Source organism: Geodermatophilus sp. URMC 65, assembly GCF_053502545.1.
Genome location: NZ_CP199954.1, coordinates 5,038,565 through 5,060,439, shown reverse-complemented (window position 1 = coordinate 5,060,439; position 21,875 = coordinate 5,038,565). Strand labels below are relative to the sequence as shown.

The following is a 21,875-nucleotide window of genomic DNA, read 5'->3' as shown; positions in this document are numbered from 1 at the left end:
GCCGAAGCCCATCTCGGGTGCCCCTGCCGGGGCGACGAGAAGATCCACGAGGAGCGGTCCCGCGAGATCACCGAGGCCCGCAGCCGGTCGGGCGAGCCGGTCGACTGCCCCGAGTGCGGGTCGCCGACGACGCCGCTGGCCATCGTCTCGTGGGGCAACTGCCGAGCCTGCCGCACGGCGCAGTCCCGGCTGACCGATCCCCTCCGCTGGTGACCGGGCGCCGCTCCCGGCCGGCCCGGGGGCGCCGCCCGCCCCACCCGGTCAGCCGGGCAGCACCTTGCCGGGGTTCATCAACCCGGCCGGGTCGAGCAGCCGCTTGACCCCGCGCATCAGCTCCAGCTCCAGCGGGCTCTTGTAGTCGGCGATCACATCCCGCTTGGCCTGCCCGAGCCCGTGCTCGGCGCTGATGCTGCCGTCGAAGGCGGCCACCGAGTCGTACACGATCCGGCTCAGCACGCCGGCCCGCGCGCGGAAGGCCCCGTCGTCCCTCGGCTCGGGCCCGCTCAGGTTGTAGTGCAGGTTGCCGTCCCCGACGTGGCCGTAGGCCACCACCCGGACGCCGGGCAGGGCCGCGGCCAGCGCCCGGTCGGTGGCGGCCACGAACGCCGGGAGCGCGCTGATCGGCACGGTGACGTCGTGCTTGAGGCTCGGGCCCTCGCAGTTCTGCGCCTCGGAGATGCCCTCGCGCAGCGCCCACAGCGCGGCGACCTGCGCCGACCCGGAGGCCACCACGGCGTCGGTCACGATCCCCCGCTCGACCGCCTCCCCCAGCGCCGCCTCGACCACCGCGTCGAGGCGGGCGTCGGGCAGCGTGTCGCTGAGCTCGACCAGCGCGTACCAGGGGGAGGTGTCGGCGATCGGGTCGCGCGCGCCGGGTCCGTGGCGCAGCACGAACTCCACGCTCTGCCGGGACATGAGCTCGAAGGCCGTCAGCCGGTCGCCGGCCGACTCGCGGACCACGCCGATGAGGTCCACCGCCGCCTGCGGGTCCGGCAGCGCCACCCACGCCGTCGCCCGGCTGCGGACGGCCGGGAACAGCTCCAGCACGGCGGCGGTGATGACGCCGAGCGTCCCCTCGGCCCCGACGAACAGGTGCTTGAGGTCGTAGCCGGTGTTGTCCTTGCGCAGGCCGCGCAGCCCGTTCCACACCCGCCCGTCGGGCAGCACGACCTCCAGACCCAGGGTGAGGTCGCGCATCGTGCCGTAGCGCAGCACCCCCGTGCCGCCGGCGTTGGTGGCCAGGTTGCCGCCGATCGTGCAGCTGCCCTCGGCGCCCAGGGACAGGGGGAACAGCCGGCCCGCGGCCGCGGCGGCCTCCTGCACCGTCTGCAGCACCACCCCGGCCTCCACGGTGATCGTCGAGTTCGCCGCGTCGAGGTCCCGGATCCGCCGCATCCGGGTCAGGGAGAGCACCACCTGCCGGCCGGAGGCGTCGGGCACCGCGCCGCCGCACAGCCCGGTGTTGCCGCCCTGCGGGACGACGGCGACGCCGAGTTCCCGGCACAGCGCGACCACCGCGGCCACCTCCTCGGTGCTGCCGGGGCGGACGACGGCCGCCGCCGTCCCCGAGTACGCGCCCCGCCAGTCGGTGAGGAAGCCCGCCGGGTCGTCGACCACGCCGGCCGGCCCGACGAGGTCCCGCAGCCGGGCGGCGAGGTCCGCGGTCACCGCGCACCCCCGACGGCGAGCACCGGCGCCAGGCCGAGCACCCGGCGCGCCCGGGCCAGCTCCTCGGGCGTCGGGAGCGGCACGAGTTCCGCCAGCCGCGGGCCCCACTCGTCCCGCCGTCCGGGGGAGCAGGTGTCCAGGACGTCGAGCACGGTGGCCACGGCGGTGGAGGCCCCCGGCGAGGCGCCGAGCAGGGCGGCCAGCGACCCGCCCGCGGAGGTGACGACCTCGGTGCCGAAGCCGACCAGGGTGCCGCGCCCGTCGGTCTCCTTGAGCACCTGGACCCGCTGCCCGGCGCTCACCAGCCGCCAGTCCTCCTCGCGCGCCGTGGGCACGAACCGGCGCAGCGCGGCCATCCGGGACGACGGCCGGGCGGTGACCTGGCGGACCAGGTGGGCGATCAACGCGCGGTTGTCGCGCACCGAGGCGAGCAGCACCGGCAGGTTCCCCGGCCGCACCGAGCGGACCAGGTCGCCGAGTCGGCCGCGGGTGAGGAAGCGCGGCGAGAACGCGGCGAACGGACCGAACAGCAGCGACTCGCGCCCGTCGACCACCCGCAGGTCCAGGTGCGGCACGGAGATCGCCGGCGCGCCGGGCTCGGCGTGGCCGTAGACCTTGCCGCGGTGCGCGGCCACCAGCTCGGGGTGGTCGGTGCGCAGGAACCGGCCGCTGATCGGGAAGGCGCCGTACCGCCGGACCTCGGGCACCCGCGCCGACTGCAGCAGCGGCAGCGTCCCGCCGCCAGCGCCGACGAAGACGTACGGCGTCCGCACCCGCCGGCGCGCCCCCGTCGCCCGGTCCCGCAGCGCCAGCTCCCAGCGTTCGCCGCGTCGCCGCAGCGAGGTGACCTCGGTGCCCAGCCGCACCTCGGCACCGCGCGCCCGCAGGGCCGCCAGCAGCTGCCGGGTGAGGACGCCGAAGTCGACGTCGGTGCCCTGCGCCGCCCGGGTGGCGGCGATCGGCTCGCCGTCCGTGCGGCCCCGGAGGACCAGGGGCAGCCAGGAGGCGAGCACGGCCGGGTCGTCGCTGTACTCGAGGTCGGCGAACAGCGGGGAGCCGCGCAGCGCCTCGAACCGGGCCCGCAGGTACGCCACCCCGTCGGCGCCGCGGCCCAGGCCCAGGTGCGGCACCGACCGGACGAACGCCCCGGGTGGCCCCAGCTCACCGCGCTCGACCAGCCGGGCCCAGAACACCAGGGACGTGGCGAACTGCTCGGCGATCAGCAGGGCGGCGCTCGGGTCGACGGTGCCGTCGGGCCGCCGCGGCGTGTAGTTGAACTCGCAGAGCCCGGCGTGCCCGGTGCCGGCGTTGTTCTCCGCAGCCGAGCTCTCGCACCCGGCCTCGTCCAGCCGCTCGACGACGAGGACCCGCCGGTCCGGCTCGGCGTGGGCGAGCAGCACGCCGAGCGTCGCGCTCATCACCCCGCCGCCCACCAGCACGGCGTCCCAGTTCTCGACCGGCCCGGTTCCGCGCACGATGCGCACGCTAGGGAGCCACCGCGATGCCTGTCCAAGACCGGTGTGGCATGACGCGATGCCCAGCGGGCATGGGGAGCGGCGATGAGTCCGCCCGCCACCGGGCGTCACTGCTCTGGACACGCGGACCCGGCGTCCGCGGCGAGCGGACCGACGAGAGGGCACCGGGATGACGGCGAACGAGGACGACGTGGACCTGCGGGTCCGCCGGGAGCGGGACCGGCTGCTCACCGTGCTGGAGGGCCTCGACGCCGACGAGTGGCGCACACCGAGCCTGTGCGCCGGCTGGACGGTGCGCGACCTCGTCGTCCACCTGCTCATGCCCTACGAGCTCTCGATGCCCCGGTTCCTCGCCCTCATGGCGCGCTCCGGCTTCCGCTTCGACCGGGCCGCGGACCGCTGGGCCCGCCGCGACCCGCGGTCCCCCGCGCAGGTGGTCACCGCCCTGCGGGACACCGAGCACCGGCGCTTCGAGGCGGGGCCGGGAGCGCCGGCGGAGGCGCCGCTGAGCCACCTCGTGATCCACGCCCAGGACGTCTACCGGCCGCTCGGCGTCCCGTCGCCGACCGACCCGGAGGACGCCGGCATCGCCCTCGGCCAGCTGACCGGCCGTCGCGCCCTCGCCGCCGGCCTGCTCGACGGACTGGCCTTCGCGGCCACCGACGCGGACTGGCGCCACGGCACCGGCCTCCCGGTCAGCGGGCCGGCCACCGCGCTGCTCTGCACGCTCGCCGGCCGACCGGCGGCCCTCGACGAGCTCACCGGCGACGGCGTCCCCGAGGTGCGTGCGCGGCTCCGGTCCGCTGCGGCCTGAGCCGGCGGTCAGCCGAGGAGCAGGGCGATGCCGACCAGCACCGGGACCGACAGGACGGTGCTGAGCAGGACGACGTCCCGGGCGAGCAGCGTGCCGCGGCCGTGGGTCGCGGCGTAGACGAAGACGTTCTGCGCCGTGGGCAGCGCGGAGGTCACCGTGACCGCGAGCAGCGCTCCCCCGTCGAGGCCGGCGACCCAGCGGCCGAGGGCGTAGGCCAGCGCCGGTTGCCCCACCGTCTTGAGCGCCACCGCGAGCCACACCGGCCCGGCGCCCTCGCCGGACGCCGGTCGCGGCGCGCCGTGCAGGCTCATGCCGTAGGCGAGCAGGGCCGCGGGCACGGCCAGCCCGGCGGTGAGCTCGACCGGCTGCAGCACCAGCGCCGGCAGCTCGACCCCGGTCGCGGCCACCAGCACGCCGAGGGCGCAGCCGAGGACGACCGGCGTGGCCAGCGGCTGGACCAGCACCCGCCAGCGCGAGCGCCCTTGCGCGCGCGACCCGGCCAGCACGGCGAGGCCGACCGGCGCCATGACCAGCACCTGGAACAGCAGCACGGGGGCGACGAACGAGGCGTCGTCCAGCACGTACACCGAGATCGGGACGCCGAGGTTGCCGGCGTTGACGTACGAGGACGCCAGCCCGCCGGCGGTCAGCTCGGCCGGCCGCAGCCGCCAGCGCCAGCGCGCCAGCCCGACGAACAGCAGCGCGGCCAGCACCGCGCTGCCGGCGGTGGCGACCAGCGCCGGTGACACCAGCACGCCGGGGTCGGCGTCGGCGAGGGTGAGCAGCAGCAGCGCCGGCGTCGCCACGACGTAGGAGAGCTTCGAGAGCACCGCCGCGGCGTCCCGTCCCAGGGTGCCAGTGCGCGCGACCAGCCAACCGACGGCGATGACCGCGGTGAGGGCGGCGAAGCCCCCCACCACCCCGTTCACGCGGCGAGCGCGTCCCCGACCGCGCGGACCAGCCGGGGCAGCGCCTCCGGCGGGGCCTGCGGGAGGAACAGGTTCGGCTCGGTGAGCTCGACCTCGAGCACCACCGGCCGACCGGCGGCGTCGGCGACCAGGTCGATCCGCGCGTAGAGCAGCGGTGCGGCATCACGGGCCAGCGCGGGGACGGCGTCGACCACCGCCTGCGCCAGCTCCCGTTGCTCCGGCGTCGTGGTGGCCGGTCGCACGCCCCGGCGGCCGTTGCGGTCCTGACGCACGCCCTCGCCGCGGCCGAGCATCGGGGGCTTGCGCGCGGCGTGCGAGAACCGCCCGCCGAGGAACAGCAGCGCCGTCTCCCCCGCGTCGTCCACGCTGGCCTGGTACGGCTGCACCATCGCCGTCCGGCCGGCCGCGGTCAGCTGCACGACGTGCGCGAGGACGTCGCCAGGATCGGTCCAGCGCGCGGTGTCCCGGGCGCCCGCGGACACCGACGGCTTGACCACCCACTCCCCCGCGTCGGGCAGGTCGGCGGCGCTCGCCGGGTCCCAGACGGTGGGCACGACGGGCAGCCCGGCGGCCTCGACGTCGCGCAGGTGGGTCTTGTCGGTGTTCCAGCGCAGCACGGCGGCGTCGTTGCGCAGCCGCGGGACGGCGCCGGCCCAGGCCAGGAACTCCGCCCGCCGCCAGGCGTAGTCCCAGCAGGAGCGCACGACGGCCAGGTCGTACCCGGCCCAGTCGACCGCCGGGTCGTCCCAGCGCACGCAGTCGACGGCGTACCCGGCCTCCCGCAGCGCCGGCGCGGCGAGCGGGAGGTCCGGGTCGACGCGCAGGCCGCGCTCGGAGCTGACGAGGGCGACCCGCCGGCTCACCGGGGCAGCTGCAGGACGCCGTCGACCCGCCGCGGGATGCCGCGGTAGTCGTCGGTGAGCTCGGCCGGGAGCACCTCCTGTGGCGCCCCCTGCCAGGTGACCGGGCGCAGGAAGCGACGGATCGCCGTCGTCCCCACCGAGGTGTGCTGCGAGTTCGTCGACGGCCACGGCCCACCGTGGTGCTGCGCCCAGGAGACCGCCACGCCGGTCGGGTAGGCGTCGTAGACCAGCCGGCCGGCCCGGGTGCGCAGCTCCTGCGAGACGGCAAGCGGCAGGTCGGTCTCCCCCTCGCCGCGCAGCACGGTCGCGGTCAGCGAGGACGGCATGGCGTCGAGCGCGGCGAACAGCTCCTTCTCGCCGTCGTAGCGGGCGACGACCGACACCGGACCGAAGCACTCCTCGGTCACCTGCTCGGGCAGCGCGGCGGCGGTCGTCTGCAGCAGCCGCGGCACGGCCTCGAAGCCCCGGCCCGAGGGCTCCCCGCCGCGGGCGATCTCCTCGACGCCCGGCGCTCCGGCCAGGCCGTCGGAGATTCGCTCGTAGGAGGCGGCGATGCCCTCGTTGAGCAGCACCGGGGCGGCCGTGCCGCGCACGGCCTCGGCCATCGCGTCGACGACGGCGTCGCCTTCGGGGCCGGCCGGCACGAACGCCAGCCCCGGCTTGGTGCAGAACTGGCCGCCGCCGAGGGTGAAGGAGCCGACCAGCTCGGTGCCGATCGTCGTCCCCCGCTCGGCGGCGGCCGCCGGCGTCACGACGACGGGGTTGAGGCTGGACAGCTCGCCGAAGAACGGCACCGGGTCGGGCCGCCGCTCGATGATCTCGAGCAGGGCGCGGCCGCCGTTGACCGAGCCGGTGAAGCCGACGGCGCGGATCGCGGGGTGGGCGACCAGGTCGGCGCCGGCCTGCAGGCCGTGCACGATGCCGAGCGTGCCGTCGGGCGCGCCGGCCTCGCGGGCGGCGGCGTCCAGGACGTCGAAGACCAGCTGCGAGGTCGCCGGGTGCGAGCCGTGCGCCTTGACCACGACGGGGCAGCCGGCGGCCAGCGCCGAGGCGGTGTCGCCGCCGGGCACGGAGAAGGCGAGCGGGAAGTTGCTGGCTCCGAAGACCGCGACCGGGCCGATCGGGACGAGCATCCGGCGCAGGTCCGGGCGCGGGCCCATCGGGGTCTGCCCGGGGGAGTCGATCGCGGCCTCGAGGTAGCTGCCCTCGTCGAGCACCTCGGCGAACAGCCGCAGCTGGTAGCAGGTGCGGGTGAGCTCGCCGTTCAGCCGGGTCGGGCCGAGGGCGGTCTCGCGGTCCGCGACGGCGACCACGTCGTCCCGCCGGGCCTCCAGGGCGTCGGCGAGGGCGCGCAGCAGCGCCGCCCGGCCGGCGCGGCCGAGGGCGTCCAAGGCGGGGGCCGCGGCGAGCGCGGCCGTGCAGAGCCGGTCCACCTCCTCGCGGGGGGTCTCCTGGGCGACGACCTCGACGGTCTCGCCGGTGCGCGGGTCGGTGCTGACGACCCCGCGGTCGGGGGGTGCGGACACGGTTGCCTCCTGTGCTGTGGTGCGGGTGGTCAGCGGATGGCGCCGACGGTGACGCGGTCGACCGTCCAGGCGCGGGTCTGCTCGCTGAGGGTGATGCCCAGGCCCGGCCGGTCGGAGATGTACATGCGCCCGTCGCGGGTCTCCAACCGCTCGTTGAACAGCGGGTGCAGCCAGTCGAAGTGCTCCACCCACGGCTCGCGAGGGTAGGCCGCGGCCAGGTGGGCGTGGATCTCCATCGCGAAGTGCGGAGCCAGCTGCAGGTTGGCGACGTCGGCGAGGGTGGCCAGTTTCAGGAACTGGGTGATGCCGCCGATGCGCGGAGCATCGGGCTGGAGGACGTCGACCGCGCCGTGCCGGATCAGCTCGGCGTGCTCGGCGACGCTGGTCAGCATCTCGCCGGTGGCGATCGCGGTGTCCAGCGACCGGGCCAGCTGCGCGTGGCCCTCGGCGTCGTAGGCGTCGAGCGGCTCCTCGATCCACACCAGGTCGAACTCCTCCAGCCGCCGGCTGACCCGCATGGCGGTCGGCCGGTCCCACTGCTGGTTGGCATCGACCATGAGCGGCACGCCGTCGCCGAGGTGCTCGCGGACGGCGCGGACCCGGCGCAGGTCCTCGGCCGAGTCGGGCAGCCCCACCTTGATCTTGATGCCGCCGATGCCCTGCTCGAGGGTGCGGGTGGCGTTGTCCCTGACCTGGTCGACGGACTCGTGCAGGAAGCCGCCGGAGGTGTTGTAGCAGCGCACCGAGTCGCGGTGCGCGCCCAGCAGCTTGGCCAGCGGCAGGCCGGCGCGCTTGGCCTTGAGGTCCCACAGCGCGACGTCGATCGCGGCGATGGCCTGGGTCGAGGCGCCGCTGCGGCCCACCGACGCGCCGGCCCAGACCAGCTTGGTCCACAGCCGGGCGATGTCGCTGGGGTCCTCGCCGATCAGGTCGGGCGCGACCTCCTTCGCGTGCGCGAACTGTGCCGGGCCACCGGCCCGCTTGGAGTAGCTGAACCCGACGCCCTCGTGGCCGCCCTCGGTGGTGACCTCGGCGAACAGGAACGCGACCTCGGTCATCGGCCGCTGCCGGCCGGTGAAGACCTTCGCGTCACTGATCGGGTTGGGCAGCGGCAGGGTGACCGAGGAGAGGGTCACCGACTCGATGCGGTCGAGGACCGCCGGGGCGGTGGACTGCAGCAGGGTGGGGACGGTCGTCGTCATGTCGGGGCTCCGGTCGCTCAGCGGACGAGACAGGGGCGCTTGGGGTCGAACGCCCAGCCGGGGACGAGGTACTGCATCGCGGCCGCGTCGTCCCGCGCGCCGAGCCCGTGCTCGAGGTAGAGCTCGTGCGCGGCGGCCACGGCGTCGCGATCCAGCTCGACGCCCAGGCCGGGCGCGCTGGGGACGGCGATCGCGCCGTCCCGGATCTGCAGCGGCTCGCGGGTCAGCGCCTGCCCGTCCTGCCAGATCCAGTGCGTGTCCAGGGCGGTGATCCGCCCCGGGGCCGCCGCGCCGACATGGGTGAACATCGCCAGCGAGACGTCGAAGTGGTTGTTGCTGTGCGAGCCCCAGGTCAGCCCGAACTCGTGGCAGAGCTGGGCGACCCGCACCGAGCCGCGCATCGTCCAGAAGTGCGGGTCGGCCAGCGGGATGTCGACGGCGTTCGAGCGGATGGCGTGCGCCATCTGCCGCCAGTCGGTGGCGACCATGTTGGTCGCCGTCGGCAGCCCGGTGGCCCGGCAGAACTCGGCCATGACCTCGCGGCCGGAGTAGCCGCCCTCGGCGCCGACCGGGTCCTCGGCGTAGGCCAGCACCCCGTGCAGGTCGCGGCACAGCTCGACGGCCTCGGCGAGCAGCCAGCCGCCGTTCGGGTCGAGGGTGATCCGGGCGTCGGGGAAGCGGGCGGCCAGCGCGCGGACCGCGGCGACCTCCTCCTCGCCGGCGAGCACGCCGCCCTTGAGCTTGAAGTCGGAGAACCCGTAGCGGGCCTGCGCCGCCTCGGCCAGCGCGACGACCGCCTCGGGGGTCAGCGCCGGCTCGCGCCGCAACCGCTCCCAGTCGTCGGCCGGGTCGGTCTCGGCCAGGTAGGGCAGGTCGGTGGCGCGGCGGTCGCCGACGTAGAAGAGGTAGCCCAGCATCGGCACGCTGTCGCGCTGCTGGCCCTCTCCGAGCAGCTCGGCGACCGGGACGCCGAGGTGCTGGCCGAGCAGGTCGAGCAGCGCGGACTCCAGCGCGGTGACGGCGTGGATCGTCGTCCGCAGGTCGAAGGTCTGCAGGCCGCGGCCGCCGGCGTCCCGGTCGGCGAAGGTGGCGGCCACCTGGCGGAGCAGGCTGCCGTACCGCGCCACCGGCTGCCCGGTGAGCACCGCGCCGGCGTCCTCGACGGTGCGACGGATCGCCTCGCCGCCGGGCACCTCCCCGACGCCGGTCCGGCCCTCGCTGTCGGTGACGATCGCGAGGTTGCGGGTGAAGAAGGGCCCGTGCGCGCCGCTGAGGTTGAGCAGCATGCTGTCGTGCCCGGCGACGGGCACCACCTCCACGCGGGCGACGGTGGGCGTGCGGCCGGTCATCTGGTCCTCCACGGGGCTCAGGAGACCTTGTCGACCAGGGCGGTGAGCTCGGCGAGCTCGGCCTCGGTCAGGTCCGTCAGGGGCGGGCGGACCCGCCCGCCGTCGCGGCCGACCGCGGTGAGGCCGGCCTTGACGATGGAGACCGCGTAGCCCTTGGCCTGGTCCCGGATGTCGAGGTACGGGATCACGAAGTCGTTGAGCATCTGGTAGACGGCGGTGCGGTCCTGGGCGCGCACCGCGGCGTAGAAGCGGAGCGCGAACTCGGGCAGGAAGTTGTAGAGCGCCGACGAGTACGTGGTCACGCCCAGCTGCAGCAGCGGCAGCGCGAAGGTCTCGGCGGTGGGCAGCCCGCCGACGTAGATCAGCCGGTCGCCGACGCGGGCGTACGTGCGGGTCATCTGCTCGATGTCACCGACGCCGTCCTTGAGGCCGATCAGGTTGGGGTTGCGCTCGGCGACCTCGGCGACGGTGGCGTCGGTGAGGACGGCGTTGGCGCGGCTGTAGACGATGACGCCGAGGTCGGTGGCGCGGGACACGGCGCTGATGTGCTCGACGAGGCCCTGCTGGCTGGCCTCGGTCAGGTACGGCGGGAAGAGCAGCAGCCCGGAGGCGCCGGCGGCCTGGGCGGCCTGGGCCTGCGCCACCGAGACGGCGGTCCCGCCGGTGGCCGGCGCGATGACCGGCACCCGGTCGGCCACCTCGTCGACGGCGACGCGCACGACCCGGTCGATCTCGGCCGGCGTCAGGGAGAAGCCCTCGCCGGTGCCACCCGCGGCGAACAGGCCGGCGACGTCGTAGCCCGCCTGCCACGCCAGGTGCTCGCGGTACCGGGCCTCGTCGAACTGGAGCTCGGCGTCGAAGTGGGTCACCGGGAAGGAGAGCAGGCCGGACTTCAGCCGGTCAGCGAGGGCGTCCGGGGGCAGCAGCGTCACGGGGATCGTGTCCTTGGGTCCGACGGGTCCGCGCCGGGGTCCTCCGGCGGCGCGGGCTGTGGTCGCGGCCACCGTAGGAACCACAGACGATGCACGTCCAAGAGCACTTTCGCATCGCTCGATGCCCGGCTGGTATCAGAGTCGGCCCGCCTGCTGCTCCAGCACGGCGAGCGCCCGCCACAGCGCGGGGTTCTTCGAGTCCTTGGCCCAGAGCAGGTGCAGCTCGACCGGCTCGGGCACCGGCGTCTCCAGCCGGACGAACGACACCCCCTCGATGGGCAGCCGCGCCGCCGACTCCGGGACGAAGGCCACCCCGCGGCCGGCCGCCACCAGCCAGAGCATGGTGAGCACCTGGCTGACGGTGTGCACGGTGTTCTCGGCGGCGATGGGTGCGACGCCGGCGACCAGGTCGTAGAAGTACTTCGCCTGGGTCGGCGAGTGCATGACGACCGGCGTCGACGCGAGGTCCGTGGCGGTCACCGGCCGGCCGAGCTCCAGCAGCCGGTGCCCGACGGGCGCGGCCACGAGCAGCGCCTCCCGGTGCAGCAGCCGGTGGCCGAACGCGTCCTCGTCGAACGGCGGGCGTGCGAGGCCCAGGTCGACCTCCTCGTTGAGCAGCCCGGCGACCTGCTCGCGGGTCACCATCTCGGCGAGGTCGACGTCGACGTCGGGCAGCTCCTGCGCCAGGTCGTTGAGCAGCCGGCCGAGGATGCCGTAGGTCGAGGCGGCGGTGAAGCCGATGCGCACCACGCCGCTGGCCCCCGACGACACCCGCCGGGCCAGCTCGGGCGCGGAGTCCGCCAGGCCGAGCAGCCTGCGCGCCTCGACGAGGAAGACCTGACCGGCAGCCGTGAGGGTGACCCGGCGGTTGTCCCGCTCGAGCAACTGCGCGCCGACGACCCGCTCGAGCTTCTGGATCTGCCGACTCAACGGCGGTTGGGTCATCCTCAGCCGAGCGGCGGCTCGACCGAAGTGCAGCTCGTCGGCGACGGCGACGAACCCGCGGAGCTGCTCCAGCGTAAAGGCCATGCCGACAAGGTATCAATCGATGCCTCAATGGATTTGGACAGGCATGAGCAAGCCTTCCTAGGCTCGCCGACGACCCGGCGTCCGTGACGCCACTCACACCGCCCGCGGCCGGCTCCGGCTGCTCTCCGAGGAGAACGAATGACCACGAACAACCGCGCGCGCCGGTGGGCGACGGCCGGCACCGGCCTCGCCCTGGCCCTGTCGCTGGCCGCCTGCGGCGGCAACGTCGGCGGCGGAGAGGCCGCCGAGGGCGAGGACTTCCCGGGCGGCGACCCGATCACCGTGCTGGTCGGTCAGGACCCGGGCGGCAGCACCGACCTGATCGCCCGCGCGCTCGCCGACGAGGTCTCCGACGACCTCGGCGTCCCGGTCACCGTGGAGAACCGGCCCGGCGCCAACGGCGCGCTCGCCGCCCAGGAGCTGGCCAGTGCGCAGCCCGACGGCCACACCCTGATGGTCTACAACGGCAGCCTGGCCTACATCACGCCGCTGGCCGTCGCCGAGGGCGAGGCGCCCGACATCGCCGACTACGAGATCGTCACCGGCGTCAGCCAGGACGACTACGTGCTGGTGACCGCGCCGTCCTCCGGCTTCACGACGGTCGAGGACCTGGCCAACGCCGGCCGGCCGATCACCTTCGGGACGACGGGCGTCGGCACCGGCAGCCAGCTCTCCCAGGAGCTGCTGTTCAACCAGGCCGGCATCGAGGCCACCGCCGTCCCCTTCGACGGCGGGTCCCCGACCCTCACCGCCGTGCTCGGCGGCCAGGTCGACGTCGGCTCCATCCAGCTGGGCGAGGCCATCGAGCAGATCGAGGCCGGCGAGCTGACGCCGATCGTGACCTTCGCCGAGGAGCGGGTCAGCTACCTGCCCGACACCCCGACCGCCGTCGAGGCCGGCTACGACGTGCCGGTGCAGCAGTCCCGCGCGGTGTTCGCCCCCAAGGGCACGCCGGAGGACGTGATCGAGACCCTGCAGGCCTCGTTCCAGACGGCCTTCGAGTCCGAGGCCTACCAGCAGTTCAACCAGGACAACCAGCTCACCCCGAACGAGGTCGACGGCGAGGAGGTCCGCGAGACCTGGACGTCGAACCTGGAGCGGTACCGCGGCGTCGTCGAGCAGTACTCGATCGACCTCGGCGGGGACTCGTGACCTCTCCCGCAGGCGGGGCGCACGGCCCGGGGCGCCCCGGCGGCCGCACGGCCGCCGGGGCCACCCCCGAGGCCGGCCCCGGGGCGCCGCCGGTGGAGTCCCCCGCCGACGACTTCGACCTCGAGGAGGCCATCCACCAGGTCGAGGCCGAGGAGCACGAGGGCCGCCCGCCGGCCGCCGGGCTGCTGGGCAACCTGGTCGTCGCCGCGGCCGTCGTCGCCCTGGGGGTGGCCGCGGTCGTCGGCTCCCTGGCCGTCGACGTCGGCAGCGCCAGCAGCCCCGAGGCGGGGACCTGGCCGCTCCTGCTCAGCGTGGCGATCGTCGTCCTCGGCCTCGGCCTCGTGGCGACCGCCCGGCGCACCACCGACGCCGAGCGGTTCTCCCGCACCAGCTGGCTGGTGCTCGCCGGCCTGGCGACCATGGTCGTCTTCGTCGCGGTCATCTCGGTCATCGGCTTCGAGATCCCCGCGGCACTGCTCGCCTTCGTCTGGCTCCGATTCCTCGGCCACGAGAGCTGGCGCACCTCGATCGTCGGGAGCCTCGCCATGGTGGTCGCCTTCTACCTCATCTTCGTGGCGGCCCTCTCGGTCCCCATCCCGCACCTGTTCTAGGAGACGCCGTGGACCTCACCCCGGTGCTCGACGGCTTCGGCGTCGTGCTCGAGCCGACCAACCTGCTCTACTGCCTCATCGGCGTCGTCGTCGGCATGCTGGTCGGCGTGCTGCCCGGCCTCGGCCCGGCGGCCACCATCGCGATCCTGCTGCCGATCACCATCGGCATCGAGCCGGTGACCGCGATCATCATGCTCGCCGGCATCTTCTACGGCGCCCAGTACGGCGGCACGATCACCTCGGTCCTGCTGCGGCTCCCCGGCGAGGCCTCCTCGGTCGTCACCGTCTTCGACGGTCACGCCCTGGCTCGCAACGGCCGAGCCGGCACCGCGCTGGGCATCGCCGCGGTCGGCTCGTTCATCGGCGGCACCGTCTCGATCGTCGCGCTGTCCTTCGTCGCCCCGTTGGTGGCCGGCTTCGCCCTCGACTTCGGCCCGCCGGAGTACACGGCCCTGGCGCTGCTGGGCATCCTGCTCGTCGCCACCGTCAGCAGCGGGGACCGCCTCAAGGCCGTGATCGCCGCCTGCCTGGGCCTGCTGCTGGCCACGGTCGGCCGCGACGGGTTCACCGGCGCCGAGCGGTTCACCTTCGACAACCTCTCGCTCGCCGACGGCCTGGACTTCGTGCCGATCGCCATGGGCCTGTTCGGCCTGGGCGAGATCCTCTACAACCTGGAGGAGCGCCACCGGGCCGTGCACGCCCCCGCGAAGGTGGCCAACGTGTGGCCGTCGCGGACGGACCTCCGGCAGTCCTCGGGTGCCATCGGGCGCGGCTCGGTCCTGGGCTTCTTCCTCGGCATCCTGCCCGGCGGCGGCGCCACCCTCGCCTCGCTGGCCTCCTACGCGCTGGAGAAGCGCCGGTCGAAGACGCCGGAACGCTTCGGTCGGGGTGCCGTCGAGGGCGTCGCCGCGCCCGAGTCGGCCAACAACGCGGCCGCCACGTCGTCCTTCATCCCGCTGCTCACCCTGGGCATCCCCGCCAACGCGACCATGGCGGTCATCTACGGCGCGCTGCTCATCCAGGGCGTGAGCCCCGGCCCGCAGCTGGTGGACCAGGAGCCCGAGCTGTTCTGGGGCGTGGTCAACTCCATGTACATCGGCAACATCCTGCTGCTGATCATGAGCATCCCGCTGGTCGGCCTGTTCGTGAAGATCCTGAGGGTGCGGGCCACGATCCTCGCGCCGATCACCGTGCTCATCACGCTGATCGGGGTCTACACGGTCAACTACGACGTCTTCGACATCGGGCTGGTGGTCGTCTTCGGGGCGCTGGGCTACCTGATGAAGAAGCTCGGCTTCGACCCGGGCCCGCTGGTGCTCGCCTTCGTCCTCGGCTCGCTGCTCGAGGACTCCCTGCGCCGCTCGCTGCTGCTGTTCGACGGCGACCCGACCGGCTTCCTCACCCGCCCCATCTCCGGGACGCTGCTCGTCCTGTTCTTCCTCGTGGCGCTGCTCCCGGTCATCCGGGGCGCCCTCTCCCGCCGGCGGAGCAACGACCGCCAGAAGACCAAGGAGCTCGTGTGACCGTCCTCGTCGCCTACGTCCCGACGCCCGAGGGGGACGCCGCCTTCGCCGCGGCCGTCGAGGAGGCCGGCCGCCGCGGCGGACGGCTGGTGCTGCTCAACACCCCGCGCGAGGGCGCGCCGGTCAGCGCCGCCATGGCCGACGAGGACGCGGTGCGGGCGCTGGTGGAACGCGCCGCCGCGGCCGGCGTCGACGTCGAGGTGCACCAGGAGGCGCACACCGGCGACGTCGCCGACGAGGTGGTGCGCGTCGCCGGCGCGGTCGACGCCGAGATGATCGTGATCGGCCTGCGCAAGCGCTCCCCGGTGGGCAAGCTGCTCATGGGCAGCACCGCCCAGCGGATCCTGCTTGACGCCGACCGCCCGGTGCTCGCCGTCAAGCCCTGACGTCCGCGGTCCACCGTCCTGCGGGCTCACTCCCCCGGGACGGCGTGCCGGCGTCCGGCGTCCTGGCCGGGGACGCGGACCGGGTCGGGCCGCAGGGCCGGCCCCCGCGTCGGTCGCTCACCGACCGGCAGCCGGAACGCGAGCACGGTGAGCAGCACCGCGGCGACCGACACCAGGGTCAGCGTCAGGGTCTGCAGGACCGCGTCGCTCCTGGTCTCGAGCAGGTGCAGGGTCAGCTGGTGGTAGAGCTGGTGCGGCAGGTAGGCCACGACCGCGGCCAGGCCCGTCGCCCGAGCCAGCCACACCCCGCCGGTCAGCAGCGCGACGAGGGCCACGACCCCGAGGGCGAGGTTGCCCTGACCGACGTCCCGGAGCAGGTGCTCGTTGTAGGGGCCGTCGACGCTCACCCAGGTCCGTCCGAAGCCCGGGAAGTCCTCGTAGAAGGACCGCGGCGCGAGCGTCTGCCACCCGCCGACAACCAGGCCGAAGACCACGAACCAGGCCAGCAGGCCGCTGACGGCACGACGCACGGAGCCCCCTCCCGGGAATGCCCGGCGACGACCGCGACGGTCGGCCGATGCGCGTCCACCGGGCCCGTGCGCACGATCGTCCTGCCACCGTCCGGGCGCCCGCAAGGGACCTTCACCAGCGGGCGACATCACCCGCCGGCGGGCCTGATCACCTGCTGCCGGAGCTGGGGGTGCCGCCGTAGCCCTCGCAAGCGCCACTGCTGTTGTTGCTGCCGCCGCCGCCTGCCGAGAGAGACGGTGCTCATCACGGTACGGGCCGGCAGCAGCTCGACGCTCTGGTCTTCGAACATCTCGAACATGGATCTCTCCTGTGTCGTAGAGGGAGGGGCTCGTCGAGCCGGCCGAATCCCGAACCCGACGACGCATACAATCCGGCAGGAGCGACCCCGGTCACGACCGGGGAAACCCCCGGCGACAAAGGGCGGGCCCCCGGCGACAAGGGGGGCAGGCCCTATGGATTCATGGATTCGGGCAAGCCGGTTGGGGCTCGTACAGGGGGTGCCGTCGCGGCGCATGGCGCACCAGGACGTCGACGCGGCGGCGGGCCAGGCAGATGCGGGCGGCGTCGTGGCCTGGGCTGCTTGTTGCCCGCGCGGGGGTGGATGTTCACCGCGGATCGAGCCACCCGAGCGGGGGCTGACCGGGGCCAGGCCTGCGTAGTCGGCCAGACGGCCGCCGGTCGGTGCGCCGCCGCCGTCGCCGACCTCGAGCAGGACGCGGACTGCGGTCCTGACCCCACGCCGGGCATCGAGGTTCCTCGACGGAGAGGTGGTGGGCAGGGCGAGCGCGGCAGGCGCGAGACGGGGCGCTCAGGGGGTGAACAGTGCGCCGACGATGACCAGGATGCCGATCGGCACGGCGAGGGCAGCCCTGACCATCGGGTGCGGGCGGTCGGCGACCGGCCTCCCGATCAGCGCGTCGGTCATCAGCATCGCGAGCGGCACGGCCGTCACCACCACGAGCGGCAGCGCCGCGCCGGCGCCGGGCCAGGGCAGTGCCCCCATGAGGAGCGCGAGGGCCGCCGCGGCCGCCCAGGGGCGGAGCCGGCGGAACGCGCATCCGGCGACGGTGACCAGCCCGGCGGCCAGCAGGAGCACGGTGCGGTCGGGCCCCGTGACCAGCTGGCCACCCAGCGGGTCCGCCTGGAGCGCGGCCAGCACCGCCGCGGCGGTGAGGAGGACCGCGGCGGCCCAGCGCGGACCTGCCCGCCGGTCGGCCCCCAGCGTGCCGCGGGCGAGCACGACGGCCAGACCGGCGGCCAGCGGCACGGCGACGAGGGGGCAGAGCAGGATCCCGACGGCGACCGCGGCCGCGCCCGGAGCCGTCCCCGCTGGTCGTCTGCGGCGGCGGTGCTTGGCTCCTCTGGGGGGCCGGTGCTTGGCGCGGCGCGGGGTCGGGGTCAGGGCGAGCAGGCCCGCGGCGGCCCAGGCCGCACCCACCACGGCACCGTTCACGCCGGCGAGCGCGCCGACCGCCGGCCCCATGACCAGCGCGGCCAGCAGCGGCAACGTCACCACCGCGAGCCGGACCCGCCGTCTCGCGGCGAAGAGCAGAAGGCAGGTGACCAGCACGGCCGTGCAGACCACGGCCAGCAGCCGGCTCCCGTCCAGGGTGCCGGGGTCGCCCCCATCGGCGCCGGTCAACCAGCCGAGCACGGCCACATGGGCTCGGAGCAGATCCGCGGCCCCTGGGGCGCCGGCCACCCCGGATAAGGACTCGTCGGTCAGCCCGAGCTCTCCGGGGGACGCGGGCAGCGACGTCCCGACCTGCCAGACCCGCGCCACCACCAGGGCGGCCAGGGCTCCGACACCGGCCAGCGCTGCGCCGCGACGAACCCGGCCCCACGTGCCGGAGGGCACCCGGCCGGGTCCCCACCGGCGTTCCCGGCGGCGGGGGCTCCAGCTCGCGATCCACTGGAGCAGCATCCAGGTGGCCATCGCCGAGCCGATCCACGGCACGAGCAGGAAGAACCCCTGCAGCACGCCGACGGTGGTCTCCACGACGTGGCCGGCCCGGACGTGCTGTTCCAGCAGCTGCAGGTAGGTGCGCAGCTCGCGGACCACCACCGGCACCGCGTGCGGCAGGATGATCAGGAACGCGGCCAGGTAGCCCAGGATCAGGGGAACGGTGACGGCGACCCAGCCGATGATCAGCCGGCGCGGCCCGGGGCGCAGGTCCCGGATCCGGGGATGGACCGGCCGCCCGGGCAGAAGGCTCTTGAGGGCCGGGAGGATGTAGCCGAACAGATCCGGCACGCCGACCAGGTCGCCGAGGATGTAGTAGCCGTCGAGCCGGATCGAGGGCAGAAACTGCCAGGCGGTCTCGGTGTGCAGCCCGATGAGGGCCAGCAGCAGCCAGGGCTGGCCGGTCTGCAGGTAGAGCAGCCCGGTGGCGACCAGGAACACCGCGTTGAAGTACACCCCGCCCAGGTCCGTCCGCAGCCGGCCGACCCGGTCCAGCCGGTAGGCGTCGGTGACCGTGCTGTAGAAGGCCGGCCAGACCAGGTACACCCCCACGCCCATGTCGCCGGGGCGGGCCCCGCCGAAGCGGCAGCCGGTCACGTGCCCGATCTCGTGGAACACCACCGACAGCAGGGTCAAGACGAACAGCACGAGGAACAGCTCGGGATGGCGGACCAGCTGCTCCACCCCGCGCAGGGAGGTGTCCAGCAGGTCCCCGGCGGCCACGATCGCCACATCCACGGCCAGCAGCGCGGCCAGCGCCGCCAGCCACGCCGGCCGGCGGAACAGGAAGCGGAACGGCCCGGCCAGCCGCCACACCATCCGCTCGGGCACGACCCCCACCCGATAGCGCAGCGCCAGCAGCGGATCGGACCGGACCGGCGCGGCCGGCACGCCCGCGCCCGGGTCGGCGGCATCGCCGACCACGATGCCCACCGGGCGCAGCTTCTCCTCCACCAGGAAGCAGAACTGCTCCGCGGTCAGCTCCCGGCCCAGCTCGGCGGCCAGGTCCGCGGCCAGCGCGGCGTCATCGCGGCGGCCGTCCAGCGCGCCGGCCACCCGGTAGAGCAGATCGGGCAGCTGCAGCACCTGCCCGTCGGAGCGGCGGATCAGGAACTTCGGCTCCCGGAAGCCGCCGCCCTGGTACTCACCGAGGAGCTCGGTGCCCTGCACCAGCCGGTGCACCCGGCGCGCGCCGGCCAGCGGCGGCGCCTCCACCGGGTCCTGCAGCAACAATGCGACCTCCAGGATGGGCGGCGGCGTGCGTGGAGGGGCGGCCGCGACCGACCGCCCCTCCACCGGACATTCACCCGCGGGCGACACCGCCCGCAGCGGCGGGCCTGATCAGCCTGCCGTGGCGCTGCCGCCGTTGCCGCCGTTACCGCCGTCGCCGCCGTTGCCGGCGCCGCCGGCACCGATGTTGACGTTGTTGTCACCGCCGGCACCGCCGGCACCGCCGTTACCGCCGTCACCGCCGACGGCCACGTTGACGTTGCCGCGGCGCCGCCGCCTGCCGAGAGAGACGGTGCTCATCACGGTACGGGCCGGCAGCAGCTCGACGCTCTGGTCTTCGAACATCTCGAACATGGATCTCTCCTGTGTCGTAGAGGGAGGGGCTCGTCGAGCCGGCCGAATCCCGAACCCGACGACGCATACAATCCGGCAGGAGCGACCCCGGTCACAATCGGGGAAACCCCCGGCGACAAAGGGCGGGCCCCCGGCGACAAGGGGGGCAGGCCCTATGGATTCATGGATTCGGGCAAGCCGGTTGGGGCTCGTACAGGGGGTGCCGTCGCGGCGCATGGCGCACCAGGACGTCGACGCGGCGGCGGGCCAGGCAGATGCGGGCGGCGTCGTGGCCTGGGCTGCTTGTTGCCCGCGCGGGGGTGGATGTTCACCGCGGATCGAGCCACCCGAGCGGAGGCTGACCGGGGCCAGGCCGGCGTAGTCGGCCAGACGGCCGCCGGTCGGTGCGCCGCCGCCGTCGCCGACCTCGAGCAGGACGCGGACTGCGGTCCTGACCCCACGCCGGGCATCGAGGCTATGACCCGGGCAAGAGGGTGGGCATCGAGGACCCTTCGACCTCGGCGGCAATCGCCCGCCGGTGGGCGAGCACGCCGGCCAGGGAGGTGGCCGGCCGTGGCAGCACCTTCTCCGCCGCGGCGCTGCCGGCACGACGACGGTCTGCTGGGCCGGTGCGGCAAGGACGTCGGCCACGCGTTGCTCGCCAGCGCCCGGCGGCCTTGCGGACCACGGTCAGCAGCCGCCGGCGGCCAGCGGCGCGCAGTCCGGCGAGCACCCCCACCGGGTTCTCCAGCAGCATGCGACCTCCATGCCGAGGGAGGCGCCGTGCGCGAAGGGGCAGCCGTGACCTACCGCCCCTCCACCCGACGACCGGCACTGGTGGAACGGCTCGCACCGACACCCGTGGGTCCGGCGTCGGAGGGACTCGAGCGCTCCCGCACCCGGGGCGTCCGCCTGGACCCGTGGACGGGCCGGCGGCACCGGCGCGCCGGGCCACGGGAACGGGGTCGGGCTGCCCTTCCCGTCCGGACGACTCGACGGTAGAGAGGGGGCGTTCCATCCGCCCCGCGACGCCGGACGCGTCCCGGGTGGCCGACGGGAGGCCGGCGCATGAGTGAGCACACGACCTGCGTGGTGGTCGGCGGCGGTCCCGCCGGCATGGTGCTGGGCCTGCTGCTGGCCCGCGCCGGCGTCGAGGTGACCGTGCTGGAGAAGCATGCCGACTTCCTCCGCGACTTCCGCGGCGACACCGTGCACCCCTCGACGCTGCAGCTGCTCGACGAGCTGGGCCTGGCCGGGGAGTTCGACCGGCTGCCGCACACGAAGGTCGAGCAGGTCGTCATCCCCACGGCCGACGGGGGCACCGTGACCCTCGGGGACTTCCGCCGGCTGCACGTCCCCTACCCCTACATCGCGATGACGCCGCAGTGGGACCTGCTCGACCTGCTCGCCGACGCCGGCCGGCGCGAGCCGACGTTCACGCTGCGGATGTCGACCGAGATGACCGACCTCCTGCGCGAGGGCGAACGGGTCCGCGGGGTGCGCTACCGGACGGCGGACGGCGATACCGGCGAGATCCGTGCCGACCTGACCGTGGCCTGCGACGGCCGGCACTCCCTCGCTCGGTTGCAGGCGGGACTGCGGCCCAAGGAGTTCGCCGTCCCCATCGACGCCTGGTGGTTCCGGGTCCCCCGCCTGCCCGACGACCGCCCCTCCGCCCTGTCCCCCCACGCGGCGCCCGGCCGGTTCGCCGTCGTCATCCCGCGCGAGGACTTCCTGCAGATCGCCTACATCGGCCGCAAGGGCACCGACGCGCAGCTGCGGGCCCGCGGGATCGAGGCGTTCCGCGCGGACGTCGCCGAGCTCATCCCCGAGTTCCGGGACCGGGTGGACACGCTGCGCTCGATGGACGACGTCAAGCACCTCGACGTGCGGGTCGACCGCCTGGTGCAGTGGCACGTCGACGGGCTGCTGTGCATCGGCGACGCCGCGCACGCGATGTCGCCGGTCGGCGGTGTCGGCATCAACCTCGCCGTCCAGGATGCCGTCGCCGCCGCGACCCTGCTGGCCGAGCCGCTGCGGAACGGCACGGTGGGCCCCTCCGACCTGGCCGCCGTGCGCGCCCGCCGGATCCTGCCGACCGTGGCCGTGCAGACGCTGCAGCGGGCGCTGCACCGGGGCTTCGTGGGCCCGCTGGTCGAGGGACGGCGGGCCGGCCCGCCGAAGCCGGTGCTCGCGCTGGTGCACCGGTTCCCGCAGCTCTCCGTCGTCCCGGCGTACCTGATCGGCGTGGGACTGCGGCCCGAGCACGCGCCGGCCTTCGCCCGGCGCGCCCCGGCGCACTCGGGCTGACCCGGCGGCGCCCCCGGCCGGCGGCGCGCCCCGGCGCACTCGGGCTGAC

Annotated in this window: 20 protein-coding genes and 2 pseudogenes; 6 read left to right on the top strand and 16 right to left on the bottom strand. The window is 74.8% G+C overall.

Translation table 11 applies throughout. The features are described from left to right. Positions 1 to 261 precede the first annotated feature (261 nt). Positions 262 to 1,668, bottom strand: coding sequence for an FAD-binding oxidoreductase (locus ACWIX7_RS24470; protein WP_448618997.1), 1,407 nt, complete (start codon positions 1,666 to 1,668; stop codon positions 262 to 264). Next, positions 1,665 to 3,143 (bottom strand): malate dehydrogenase (quinone), encoded by a 1,479-nt coding sequence (gene mqo / locus ACWIX7_RS24465; protein WP_448618996.1) that lies wholly within the window; start codon positions 3,141 to 3,143, stop codon positions 1,665 to 1,667. The genes ACWIX7_RS24470 and mqo overlap by 4 nt, the downstream gene beginning before the upstream one ends. A 169-nt stretch (positions 3,144 to 3,312) precedes the next feature. Here mqo and ACWIX7_RS24460 point away from each other — a divergent pair, with 169 nt between their 5' ends. Next, positions 3,313 to 3,957: a maleylpyruvate isomerase family mycothiol-dependent enzyme gene (locus ACWIX7_RS24460; RefSeq protein WP_448618995.1), complete on the top strand. Its 645-nt coding sequence runs from the start codon at positions 3,313 to 3,315 to the stop codon at positions 3,955 to 3,957. Between the two features lie 8 nt (positions 3,958 to 3,965). Here ACWIX7_RS24460 and ACWIX7_RS24455 read toward each other — a convergent pair whose 3' ends face one another. From ACWIX7_RS24455 to ACWIX7_RS24425, 7 genes are all read right to left on the bottom strand, one after another. Then, positions 3,966 to 4,886 (bottom strand): AEC family transporter, encoded by a 921-nt coding sequence (locus ACWIX7_RS24455; protein ID WP_448618994.1) that lies wholly within the window; start codon positions 4,884 to 4,886, stop codon positions 3,966 to 3,968. After that, on the bottom strand, positions 4,883 to 5,749 hold the full coding sequence (locus ACWIX7_RS24450; RefSeq protein WP_448618993.1) for an ATP-grasp domain-containing protein: 867 nt from the start codon (positions 5,747 to 5,749) through the stop codon (positions 4,883 to 4,885). The genes ACWIX7_RS24455 and ACWIX7_RS24450 overlap by 4 nt, the downstream gene beginning before the upstream one ends. Next, positions 5,746 to 7,275, bottom strand: coding sequence for an aldehyde dehydrogenase (NADP(+)) (locus tag ACWIX7_RS24445; protein WP_448618992.1), 1,530 nt, complete (start codon positions 7,273 to 7,275; stop codon positions 5,746 to 5,748). The genes ACWIX7_RS24450 and ACWIX7_RS24445 overlap by 4 nt, the downstream gene beginning before the upstream one ends. A gap of 29 nt (positions 7,276 to 7,304) precedes the next feature. Beyond that, the gene (locus ACWIX7_RS24440; protein WP_448618991.1) at positions 7,305 to 8,477 is read right to left on the bottom strand and encodes an L-talarate/galactarate dehydratase; all 1,173 of its coding nucleotides are present in this window, start codon (positions 8,475 to 8,477) and stop codon (positions 7,305 to 7,307) included. A 17-nt stretch (positions 8,478 to 8,494) separates the two neighbouring features. Next, the gene (locus ACWIX7_RS24435) at positions 8,495 to 9,826 is read right to left on the bottom strand and encodes an enolase C-terminal domain-like protein (protein WP_448618990.1); all 1,332 of its coding nucleotides are present in this window, start codon (positions 9,824 to 9,826) and stop codon (positions 8,495 to 8,497) included. Between the two features lie 17 nt (positions 9,827 to 9,843). After that, positions 9,844 to 10,758 carry a 5-dehydro-4-deoxyglucarate dehydratase gene (gene kdgD / locus ACWIX7_RS24430; protein ID WP_448618989.1) on the bottom strand — a complete coding sequence of 305 codons (915 nt, stop codon included), beginning with the start codon at positions 10,756 to 10,758 and terminating at the stop codon, positions 9,844 to 9,846. A gap of 135 nt (positions 10,759 to 10,893) precedes the next feature. Further along, positions 10,894 to 11,787 (bottom strand): LysR substrate-binding domain-containing protein, encoded by an 894-nt coding sequence (locus ACWIX7_RS24425; protein WP_448618988.1) that lies wholly within the window; start codon positions 11,785 to 11,787, stop codon positions 10,894 to 10,896. A 138-nt stretch (positions 11,788 to 11,925) separates the two neighbouring features. On the opposite strand from ACWIX7_RS24425, the gene ACWIX7_RS24420 reads away from it, so the two are divergent. Genes ACWIX7_RS24420 through ACWIX7_RS24405 form a run of 4 tightly spaced genes read left to right on the top strand, consistent with a single transcriptional unit; the run spans position 11,926 to position 15,459 of the window. Next, on the top strand, positions 11,926 to 12,939 hold the full coding sequence (locus ACWIX7_RS24420; protein WP_448618987.1) for a tripartite tricarboxylate transporter substrate binding protein: 1,014 nt from the start codon (positions 11,926 to 11,928) through the stop codon (positions 12,937 to 12,939). After that, on the top strand, positions 12,936 to 13,550 hold the full coding sequence (locus ACWIX7_RS24415) for a tripartite tricarboxylate transporter TctB family protein (RefSeq protein ID WP_448618986.1): 615 nt from the start codon (positions 12,936 to 12,938) through the stop codon (positions 13,548 to 13,550). The genes ACWIX7_RS24420 and ACWIX7_RS24415 overlap by 4 nt, the downstream gene beginning before the upstream one ends. Positions 13,551 to 13,558: 8 nt before the next feature. Beyond that, positions 13,559 to 15,073, top strand: coding sequence for a tripartite tricarboxylate transporter permease (locus ACWIX7_RS24410; RefSeq protein ID WP_448618985.1), 1,515 nt, complete (start codon positions 13,559 to 13,561; stop codon positions 15,071 to 15,073). Then, the gene (locus ACWIX7_RS24405) at positions 15,070 to 15,459 is read left to right on the top strand and encodes a universal stress protein (protein ID WP_448618984.1); all 390 of its coding nucleotides are present in this window, start codon (positions 15,070 to 15,072) and stop codon (positions 15,457 to 15,459) included. Before ACWIX7_RS24410 ends, ACWIX7_RS24405 begins: the two co-directional genes overlap by 4 nt. 26 nt (positions 15,460 to 15,485) lie before the next feature. Here the strand turns inward: ACWIX7_RS24405 and ACWIX7_RS24400 are convergent, their stop codons facing one another. From ACWIX7_RS24400 to ACWIX7_RS24370, 7 genes and pseudogenes are all read right to left on the bottom strand, one after another. Beyond that, a complete protein-coding gene (locus ACWIX7_RS24400; RefSeq protein WP_448618983.1) occupies positions 15,486 to 15,989 on the bottom strand; it encodes a hypothetical protein in 504 nt (167 codons plus the stop codon). 128 nt (positions 15,990 to 16,117) lie between these two features. Next, complete coding sequence (locus tag ACWIX7_RS24395; RefSeq protein WP_448618982.1) at positions 16,118 to 16,288, bottom strand: hypothetical protein; 171 nt, start codon at positions 16,286 to 16,288, stop codon at positions 16,118 to 16,120. Positions 16,289 to 16,448: 160 nt separating this feature from the next. Beyond that, positions 16,449 to 16,743: pseudogene (locus ACWIX7_RS24390) on the bottom strand (transposase); the annotation flags it as partial. Positions 16,744 to 16,798: 55 nt separating this feature from the next. Then, complete coding sequence (locus ACWIX7_RS24385; protein WP_448618981.1) at positions 16,799 to 19,183, bottom strand: hypothetical protein; 2,385 nt, start codon at positions 19,181 to 19,183, stop codon at positions 16,799 to 16,801. Positions 19,184 to 19,294: 111 nt separating this feature from the next. After that, a complete protein-coding gene (locus ACWIX7_RS24380) occupies positions 19,295 to 19,537 on the bottom strand; it encodes a hypothetical protein (RefSeq protein ID WP_448622185.1) in 243 nt (80 codons plus the stop codon). A gap of 285 nt (positions 19,538 to 19,822) precedes the next feature. Then, a pseudogene (locus tag ACWIX7_RS24375) lies at positions 19,823 to 20,044 on the bottom strand (transposase); the annotation flags it as partial. Beyond that, positions 19,992 to 20,273, bottom strand: coding sequence for a hypothetical protein (locus tag ACWIX7_RS24370; protein ID WP_448622205.1), 282 nt, complete (start codon positions 20,271 to 20,273; stop codon positions 19,992 to 19,994). The pseudogene ACWIX7_RS24375 and the gene ACWIX7_RS24370, both read right to left, overlap by 53 nt. 311 nt (positions 20,274 to 20,584) lie before the next feature. On the opposite strand from ACWIX7_RS24370, the gene ACWIX7_RS24365 reads away from it, so the two are divergent. Further along, entirely contained in the window at positions 20,585 to 21,826 is a 1,242-nt protein-coding gene (locus ACWIX7_RS24365) for an FAD-dependent oxidoreductase (protein ID WP_448618980.1), read from the top strand. The last annotated feature ends 49 nt before the right edge of the window (positions 21,827 to 21,875 follow it).

What these genes read in the sequence shown, in the direction of transcription:
- ACWIX7_RS24460 (WP_448618995.1), top strand. Translation starts at nt 3,313, where the DNA reads ATGACGGCGAACGAGGACGACGTGGACCTGCGGGTCCGCCGGGAGCGG.
- ACWIX7_RS24440 (WP_448618991.1), bottom strand. Translation starts at nt 8,477, where the DNA reads ATGACGACGACCGTCCCCACCCTGCTGCAGTCCACCGCCCCGGCGGTC.
- ACWIX7_RS24435 (WP_448618990.1), bottom strand. Translation starts at nt 9,826, where the DNA reads ATGACCGGCCGCACGCCCACCGTCGCCCGCGTGGAGGTGGTGCCCGTC.
- ACWIX7_RS24425 (WP_448618988.1), bottom strand. Translation starts at nt 11,787, where the DNA reads ATGGCCTTTACGCTGGAGCAGCTCCGCGGGTTCGTCGCCGTCGCCGAC.
- ACWIX7_RS24420 (WP_448618987.1), top strand. Translation starts at nt 11,926, where the DNA reads ATGACCACGAACAACCGCGCGCGCCGGTGGGCGACGGCCGGCACCGGC.
- ACWIX7_RS24395 (WP_448618982.1), bottom strand. Translation starts at nt 16,288, where the DNA reads ATGTTCGAGATGTTCGAAGACCAGAGCGTCGAGCTGCTGCCGGCCCGT.
- ACWIX7_RS24380 (WP_448622185.1), bottom strand. Translation starts at nt 19,537, where the DNA reads ATGTTCGAGATGTTCGAAGACCAGAGCGTCGAGCTGCTGCCGGCCCGT.
- ACWIX7_RS24370 (WP_448622205.1), bottom strand. Translation starts at nt 20,273, where the DNA reads ATGCTGCTGGAGAACCCGGTGGGGGTGCTCGCCGGACTGCGCGCCGCT.
- ACWIX7_RS24365 (WP_448618980.1), top strand. Translation starts at nt 20,585, where the DNA reads ATGAGTGAGCACACGACCTGCGTGGTGGTCGGCGGCGGTCCCGCCGGC.